This window comes from Microcoleus sp. BR0-C5 (assembly GCF_036705045.1).
Classification (GTDB): domain Bacteria; phylum Cyanobacteriota; class Cyanobacteriia; order Cyanobacteriales; family Microcoleaceae; genus Microcoleus.
On sequence record NZ_JAUBTR010000215.1, the window covers coordinates 1 to 1,155 of the forward strand.

The following is a 1,155-nucleotide window of genomic DNA, read 5'->3' on the forward strand; positions in this document are numbered from 1 at the left end:
TCGCTTCTGTGATTTATTGCGTAAGCGTTGCTTGCCGAAGCCATCGCATCCCTCTTGAAAAACTGTCCGGAGTATTGATATAATAGAGAGGTAGCGTTGATGGTGCGTTTTATGGCTCGTATTTTAAAAATCACAATTGAAGAAAGCGTAGAATTTTTAGAAAAAAAACTAAAAAATACTCGTACTGCCAGTCAAAGAGAACGAATACAAGTATTATGGTGGTTAAAAATAGGGCAAGTACAGCAGCATCAAGAATTAGCGAATCGTTTGGGGAGAGACAAATCTACGATAACCAGGTGGTTACAAAAGTAGCGACTTGTGGATTGTCGGAATTATTGTTGGTAAAAAAAGCCCCAGGACAAGAACCACACTTGACAGGTGATGTATTAGAAGGACTAAAAGAACGTTTGGCAACAGGAGTCCCCTTCAAAAGCTACGGGGAAATTGTGGAATGGCTCAAAAGCGAGTATAATCTATTCCTTACTTATGCAACAGTCTATGCCTGGGTGCATTATCGTCACATCGCAAAACTGAAAGTGCCACGTCCGCAAAGTGCTTTACAGGACGTAGAAGCAGTGGAGCTTTTTAAAAAAACATCATTTCAGCAGTATTGACGTTTCAAAAATATTTGGGTAAGGGGAAAAGGCTACGATATTTGTGTCAAGATGAAACCCGTTTGGGATTGAAAACATTGACAGGAAAATTAATTACAGCTAGGGGGGTAAAACCAGTTGCTCCCCTACTGTGGAAACGTGAAAATTTTTGGTTGTATGGGGTAGTTGAACCATTGAGTGGCTGGCATTTTTGCCAAGAATATGCTGAGCTTAACGGAGAAGATTTTCAGCAATTTATTGACGCTCTTTCTCTAGAACTGGGTGAAGATATTGCCATGATTCACATGGATAGAGCAGTTGCTCACATCACTAATGAACTTTCCTAACCCGAAAATTTAATTCCTGTCTGTCAACCCTCACATAGTCCAGAACTTAATCCAATTGAAAGGGTATGGGAATATATCAAACAGCAACTTGTTGGAGAAGTTTTTACAACACTGGATCAATTGCGAGAGCGATTGAAAGGGAGCGTGTCACTTTTGCGATGAGTATAAATACTGGTGAACCCCACCATGACTTTTTTACCGATCATCAGTATAAT

The 1,155-nt window shown here is 40.1% G+C and carries 1 protein-coding gene and 1 pseudogene; both read left to right on the forward strand.

Features of this window, described 5'->3' with window-relative positions:
* Positions 1-215 precede the first annotated feature (215 nt).
* On the forward strand, positions 216-614 hold the full coding sequence (locus QUB08_RS32010; RefSeq protein WP_333154477.1) for a winged helix-turn-helix domain-containing protein: 399 nt from the start codon (positions 216-218) through the stop codon (positions 612-614).
* 41 nt (positions 615-655) lie between these two features.
* A pseudogene (locus QUB08_RS32015) lies at positions 656-1,102 on the forward strand (IS630 family transposase).
* The last annotated feature ends 53 nt before the right edge of the window (positions 1,103-1,155 follow it).

Bases quoted from the DNA above. Each gene is read 5' to 3' on its own strand.
- QUB08_RS32010 (WP_333154477.1), top strand. From the start codon at position 216: ATGGTGGTTAAAAATAGGGCAAGTACAGCAGCATCAAGAATTAGCGAA.